7 protein-coding genes are annotated in these 6360 nt (G+C 47.8%); 1 reads left to right on the top strand and 6 read right to left on the bottom strand.

What is annotated here, in order from left to right; translation table 11 throughout:
- Nucleotides 1-136: 136 nt before the first annotated feature.
- The 6 genes from Q0174_RS00755 to hypB form a co-directional block, all read right to left on the bottom strand.
- On the bottom strand, nt 137-901 hold the full coding sequence (locus tag Q0174_RS00755) for a hypothetical protein (protein WP_298040967.1): 765 nt from the start codon (nt 899-901) through the stop codon (nt 137-139).
- 754 nt (nt 902-1655) lie between these two features.
- Nucleotides 1656-2213 carry a hydrogenase maturation nickel metallochaperone HypA gene (locus Q0174_RS00750; protein ID WP_298040965.1) on the bottom strand — a complete coding sequence of 186 codons (558 nt, stop codon included), beginning with the start codon at nt 2211-2213 and terminating at the stop codon, nt 1656-1658.
- 108 nt (nt 2214-2321) lie between these two features.
- Entirely contained in the window at nt 2322-3506 is a 1185-nt protein-coding gene (hypE, locus tag Q0174_RS00745; RefSeq protein ID WP_298040964.1) for a hydrogenase expression/formation protein HypE, read from the bottom strand.
- A 187-nt stretch (nt 3507-3693) separates the two neighbouring features.
- The gene (hypD, locus tag Q0174_RS00740; protein ID WP_298040962.1) at nt 3694-4791 is read right to left on the bottom strand and encodes a hydrogenase formation protein HypD; all 1098 of its coding nucleotides are present in this window, start codon (nt 4789-4791) and stop codon (nt 3694-3696) included.
- Between the two features lie 35 nt (nt 4792-4826).
- Nucleotides 4827-5108, bottom strand: a complete 282-nt coding sequence (locus tag Q0174_RS00735; protein WP_298040960.1) for a HypC/HybG/HupF family hydrogenase formation chaperone — start codon at nt 5106-5108, stop codon at nt 4827-4829.
- A complete protein-coding gene (hypB, locus tag Q0174_RS00730; RefSeq protein ID WP_298040959.1) occupies nt 5108-5950 on the bottom strand; it encodes a hydrogenase nickel incorporation protein HypB in 843 nt (280 codons plus the stop codon). The genes Q0174_RS00735 and hypB overlap by 1 nt, the downstream gene beginning before the upstream one ends.
- A 97-nt stretch (nt 5951-6047) precedes the next feature.
- On the opposite strand from hypB, the gene Q0174_RS00725 reads away from it, so the two are divergent.
- Complete coding sequence (locus tag Q0174_RS00725) at nt 6048-6239, top strand: hypothetical protein (protein ID WP_298040957.1); 192 nt, start codon at nt 6048-6050, stop codon at nt 6237-6239.
- The last annotated feature ends 121 nt before the right edge of the window (nt 6240-6360 follow it).

Below are 6360 nucleotides of genomic sequence, written 5' to 3'. Positions count from 1 at the left end.
GGGGGGATTTCAGATGCTTTCGTAGGGCGGAATTTTGTGATTTTACGCAGAATTTTGCTAGTAAAAATTTTTGCCCGTCTCCTCTAGGCTAATCGGATACTGCCCGATGCCCAGCGAAACCGATTGGTTTTTTGATTTATTTTGCAGGCGTCGTCCATAAGGTTTTATTCCAAAGCTCCGCGCCTGAAATTCCTTTAATCCTAATCCAGGCGATAAGTTCTAAAATTTCAGATAAAATGATTACCGTAAGTGCAGCATAACGGACAGGTGCGCTGCCATACCACGACTTATCGACGTGGAGTATTTCAAGAAGCTTAAAAAGCGCTTCCCAAATTAAAGTTATCCCGGCGCAAAGATAGAAAATTTTGCTTCCGCTTGCCTTGCCGAGCAAGTATAGTGTGGCGACCCGCTTCCAAAGAACGATGAGTGCCAGCATAATATTTGCGGTGCTCCAAAGAGCCATTATTTGAGATTTTCCGATCTCGGATAGATGCTCCAGGCCTACATAAAGCGCAGCTATCGTGCAATAAAAGGCCTCCTCGAAAGAGCTGCCGTTTTGCTGCAGAGCGTAATCCCAGCTAGCAAGACCGGTATAATTTAGCGAATAACATAGCATCGCGCCCAGCAAGGCGGCATATATCGCGTAGGCAAAAAACATAGCGCGATACGCGTTAAAGACTTTGCTAGCGGAGATATCCGAGATTATTTTGGTTGCCGAAAGCTTAAAGCTCATCGAAGTAAAAATCACGGCGACGATTGCGGTGGCTACGGCGAAAAATCCTCTCATCGTAATATCATGCAAAAGCTCACAACAAGCCCAAATGATCAGGTAGCAGCAGATCGATAAAACGCTAGAGGCTATGCCGCGGAATTTTATGGCGCTTAAAGTATCGCGCTTCATTTTTTACCTTTAGATTTTAAAATTTATGGCGAAGATTATACTTGCGGGGCTTGAAATTTAGATAAATTTTAGAAACCCCGCGTTACCAAATTTTAAAATTTAGCGCCGAGTGCGATAAATTTACTAAGAGCGATACGAGGAGGAGGGTATAAGCTAAAATTTGAATGGGAATTTTAATCCATCTCGCCTAAAAGGTTGAATTCCGAAATAGGGCAAATTATCAATCTACGAGTAAACGTAGGGCAATTTGGCTTTTGCGTTAGTAAATTATGAAATTTTATTTATCATGCGCGGCATGTCTATATCATAAAGTAATTGACTTTAAATTTAAAAGCTAAATGGAACGATAGCAAAGTAAAAAACTCATATATAGAGAAAACTCGCATTTTCGCATTTGGTCTCTTTGGGTTCTTTGAGTCGATATACGATAAATAGTGTTGAAAAGCGCTATAGTTCCCATAATTCTAGAAATTTTATATTGAAAACTATAATTTTCAAGTAAAAATTCAATACGAAATTCACGTATAATTATATGAATAATTTCATGTATTTTTGATTCATTCGGCGCTTATTTGGAAGAACTTTTCATAAATATAGATTTAGCGTGACTTCAAATGAAATCAACAGGACGAGATATGTTTTTGCAAGAATGAAATAGGAGATAAATATCTAAATTGGGCAGAAACAAAATTTTGCTTATGGTAAGGAGTTAATTTAAAATATGGAAAGTTTTGCGCCCAGAAAAGGCCCTCTTTTATTCAATAACCAGGCGCATTAGATACATATCCTCGCCGTCGATTACGCTGATTTCGGAGCTTTTGCAACGCGGGCAAGAAAAGTCGTTCTGCGCCAAATCTCCACTAAAACCGCAGTTTTTGCACTTTACGACGATTTCTTGGGTATGGACGATGAGATCCGCATTTTCGCAGACGGTGCCTGCGCGAAAGACTTCGTAGCAGTTTTGCAGATAATGCGATTCTACGCCGCTTAGCCGCCCTATTTTTACGTGCAGTTCCCTTATCTGCAGACTTTTTGCGCTAGGCGTATCACAAGACGCCTGTAGATTCGTATCCAAGTTTTCAGCAAAAACGGCGGCTTTGTCGTTCGAGTCCGTATCCGCAATGCTCGTATTTTTGGTATTCTTAGCGCCTATGTTGGTATTTGCGAAATCCGTATTTTCATTGGCGGTATCGGCGATGTCGCAGCTATTTTTACCGCCCTGCTCGGCCGCGCCTTTTTTCTTTGCTTTTTCAGCGTTTAGCGCCTTTTCACATAGCGACACAAGATCCGCTACGATCGATAGTTCATGCATTTTTTCCTCTAAATTTTACGGCCGTGCCGTATTGTATGCGAAATTTTGTTGTAAATTTAAAAATACGCCTGAAATTTAGGCTTAAATTTGCCGAATTTGCACGCAAATTTAACAAATCCGTGGCAGCAGCTCGCCTTTCGGAAGCTCCAAAAATCGCTGCGAGCCGTAGGCGTTTTGCAAAATCACTCGCCCTCTTGTTGCATACGGAGCTTGAAATTGCCCCGCCCTATTTTCTGACGCCGCGTCCGTGTCGCTCGCGCCCATAAATTCGTCTCGCGCGCTAAGCTTTGGCGCCAAAGTGCCTCCAAATTCGCCTCCGCCGCGCCCTACTTCGCATACCTCGCCGATGATCGCGGCGTTTGCATCAAATTCGCGCAGTATATCAAGCGCCCGATCCGCCTCGACGTCATCTTCTACGATCGCTACGAAAGTGCCTTCGTTTGCAAGCTCGTACGGCTCAAAGCCCAGCAGTTCGCACACACCCACTACTTCGTCTCTGATTTTGATATCCTCTTCGCGAACCAAAAATTCAAGCCCGCTGGAGCTTGCAAATTCGTTCAAAACTGCGCTGAGCCCGCCGCGCGTCGCATCTCGCATCGCCTGGATCTTCACGCCTTGCGAGATCAGCTTTTCTACCGCAGCGCAAAGCGGTTTGCAGTCGCTTTGCAGCTCGCTGCTTAGCGCGATCTCGTCGCGTGCCGCGAGTATCACCGCCCCGTGCCGCCCGATGTCGCCGCTAAGCAGGATTTTTGCGCCCGCTTTGATGTTTTGCACGCGCGCAGGTCGCAAAACACGGCCGATTCCGCTAGTGTTGATAAAAATTTTATCGCATTTGCCGCGCGGCACGACCTTCGTGTCGCCGCAAACGATGCGAACGCCGCAGCTTCGCGCGGTGCTCGCCATCGAGTCCAGGATGCGTCGCAGCTCGCTTAGGCTAAGCCCCTCCTCGATGATGAGCGCGCAGCTCAAAAACAGCGGCTTGGCGCCCACCATCGCAAGGTCGTTGACGGTGCCGCAAACGGCGATTTTGCCGATGTCGCCGCCGTTAAAAAACAGCGGCGTGACGACGAAACTATCGGTGCTGAAAGCCAGCTCGCCGCCGAAACTAGCCGCCGAATTCAAAGCAGAGTTCGCCGCGCGGTCAAAACCCGCCTCTGCGTTCAAATTTAGTATCGCGCTGTCGTTGTTGGCGCGCAAAATTTCATTATCAAACACCGCAAAGATCGTCTCGTTGATAAGCTTATTCATCTCTTCGCCGCCGCCGCCGTGGCTTAAAAGTATAGTTTCGTTCAAATTTTTCCTTTTCGCTCGGTTTTAAAATTTAAAGCCCGTATTGCGCAGCCGAACAAGCCGTGCTACTATACGACGCCGCGCAAAATTTTAAAGCAAATTTAGCGCAACCATTCCGCTTCGGTTAAAATTTTAAAGTACGACTTGTTTTAAAATTTCCGCCCTGATAGCCGGATACAGCGCGCAAAATTTAGCCCGCGTTTTTGACGTCGCCGTATTTATAGTACGCCGCGCATGCGCCTTCGCTTGAGACCATACACGATCCTATCGGGTTTTGAGGCGTGCAGTGCTTGCCGAAAACCTTGCAATCATACGGACTTTTTTTGCCGCGCAAAATTTCGCCGCAGATACAAGCCTTGCTCTCGGGAGCGCTCTGTACGCTGCAATCAAACTGCACTCTGGCATCCAGCGCCGCGTACTGCGGGCGCAACTTCATGCCGCTTTTTGGAATTTCGCCGAGCCCTCTCCACGAAAAATCGCAAATTTCAAAATATTTATCTATCAAATTTTGCGCTTTTTGGTTGCCGCCCTCTTTTACGACGCGCTCGTATTCGTTGAAAACCTCGTAGGTGCCGGCGTTTTGCTGCTCCACCAAATTTAACACGCCCGCCATTATGTCAAGCGGCTCAAATCCGCTTACGGCGATCGGCTTTTTATAATCGCGCGCGATACTTTCGTAGGCCTTCGCGCCGGTGATCACGCTTACGTGGCTAGGCCCTAAAAACGCGTCTATCTGCACGTTCGCATCGTCCAAGATCGCTCGCACAGGCGCGGGCACCGTAACGTGGTTGATGTGAAAAAAGAGATTTTTTAGCCCCAAGCTTAGCGCTTTATCGATAAGCACGGCGCTCATCGGCGTCGTCGTCTCAAAGCCGATCGCAAAAAATATCACCGTTTTTTGCGGATTTTCCTGCGCGATCTTTATGCAATCAAGCGGGCTATAAAGCGCCCTGATGTCGTGCCCCTCGCTGCGCAGCTTCTGTAAGCTTGTGTGAGAGCCCGGTACGCGCAGCATGTCTGCTAGAGTGCAAAAAATACTCTGCGGCATCGCGGCGAGCTTGATCGCCTCGTCGATGCGACTGCGCGGCATCACACACACCGGACAGCCGGGGCCGTGGATAAATTTTATATTGTCGCCGACCAGGCTAGGAAGGCCGAATTTCATGATCGAGTGCGTATGTCCGCCGCAAATCTCCATGATGTTTAGCGACCTTTTGCTTTTGGAAATTATCAGCTTGCTAAGCGCTAAAATCAGCTCCTTATCCCTAAAATCCTTGATTAGATCCATTATTTACCTTAAATTTTACGGGTTTGCAAGCCGTTTTAATTCTCTGCGCCGGCTCTCGGCTCTATGCTTTGATATACGGAGCTCTCTTCCGCTCTCATCTGCTTTGCGATCTGCTCGTAAATTTCGATACTCTCCTTCGCTCGCTGCGTATCGATCTTCTCCATCGCAAAACCAACGTGGATCAGCACGTACTCCCCGACCGCCGCGGGCTCAGGGAGCAGATCCAAGCTCACGCCGCGGCGCACGCCCAGAGTCTCCACCGTCGCGAAATTATTTTCGTCGATCGAGATGATTTTTGAAGGGATTGAAAGGCACATTAACGAAATTCCTTCTTGTATTGTAGGAATTTCAGCCATTTCTCCACACCCTCGCCGCTTTTGCTATCAAGAGCGATGACGTCGGCTTTCGGATTGAGTTTGTGCACTTCGCGCACCACCTCCTCCATATCGAAGTCAAAATGCGGTAGCAGCGCTGTTTTGGTGATTACGACGCAGTCTGCGCGGCGAAATATCACCGGGTATTTTGCGATTTTGTCGCTGCCCTCGGGCACGCTTAGAAGCACTACGTTCAGGTGCGCGCCCACGTCAAATGCCGCTGGGCAGACGAGGTTTCCGACGTTTTCTATGAAAACCAGATCCAAATTTTTAGTATCGATGTGATGAAGCCCCTCGTGAACCATAAAGGCATCCAGATGGCAGGTCTCGCCGGTGCTGATCTGATGGGCCTGCGCGCCCGCTTTTATGATGCGATTGGCGTCGCGGTTGGTTTCCAGATCGCCCTCAATGACGCCGATTTTAAATTTGCCGCTTTTGATAGTGGCCTCAAGCAGCGTTGTTTTGCCGCTACCGGGGCTCGACATCAAATTTAAGCATAAAATTTTATCCTCGTCAAAATGGGCTCTGTTGTGAGCGGCCTCCTCGTCGTTGGCGCTTAAAATTTTACTCATCACCTCGATCGTCTTAGCATCGCTGATAGCGACATTTGCGTGGACGTGATCGTGCGCGTCGTGCTCGTGATCGATCCCCGCCTCGTGCATATGAGTGTGGGAGTGGACGGTGCCGTCCGCGTGGGTGTGGACATGCTCGTGTGTCATATCTGCGTGCGAATGGGCGCCCGCCTCGTGAGTATGGCCTACTGAACAGCCGCAATCTTTACACATTTTTTCTCCTTGGATAATAAATTTTGCGCGTAAAATACCACGTTTTTGCTTTAAATGGCGTAAATTTGATAAATTTTATATCAAGATACGAAATCTTATGAAATTTAACAGGCTTGGAAATTTATGCACTTCGGTTTTATCTAAATTTCATGCGTTGTTTGCGAAGGCTCGACGTAAAATTTTAAAGCTAGCGAGCAAAGATACTGTTTTAAATTTAATCGCCTGCTCGCAGATTGCAAAGCCGTACGCCGTAAATTTAGACCTCGCAGCTCGCAACGGCTCAAAATAAACCAGAGATCGCCGTAGACGGGAGCGCGAAATTCAGGGCTTGCGAGCGGATTTTATCCCGGCGCTCTAACAATCTCGCGCGTGCTCTCTGGCGTGCCAAACATCAATGCGGCGACCATTTT

Source organism: uncultured Campylobacter sp., from assembly GCF_937996225.1.
Classification (GTDB): Bacteria; Campylobacterota; Campylobacteria; order Campylobacterales; family Campylobacteraceae; genus Campylobacter_B.
Note: the sequence above shows the minus strand (reverse complement) of the source record. Positions and strands in the feature narration are given on the sequence as shown.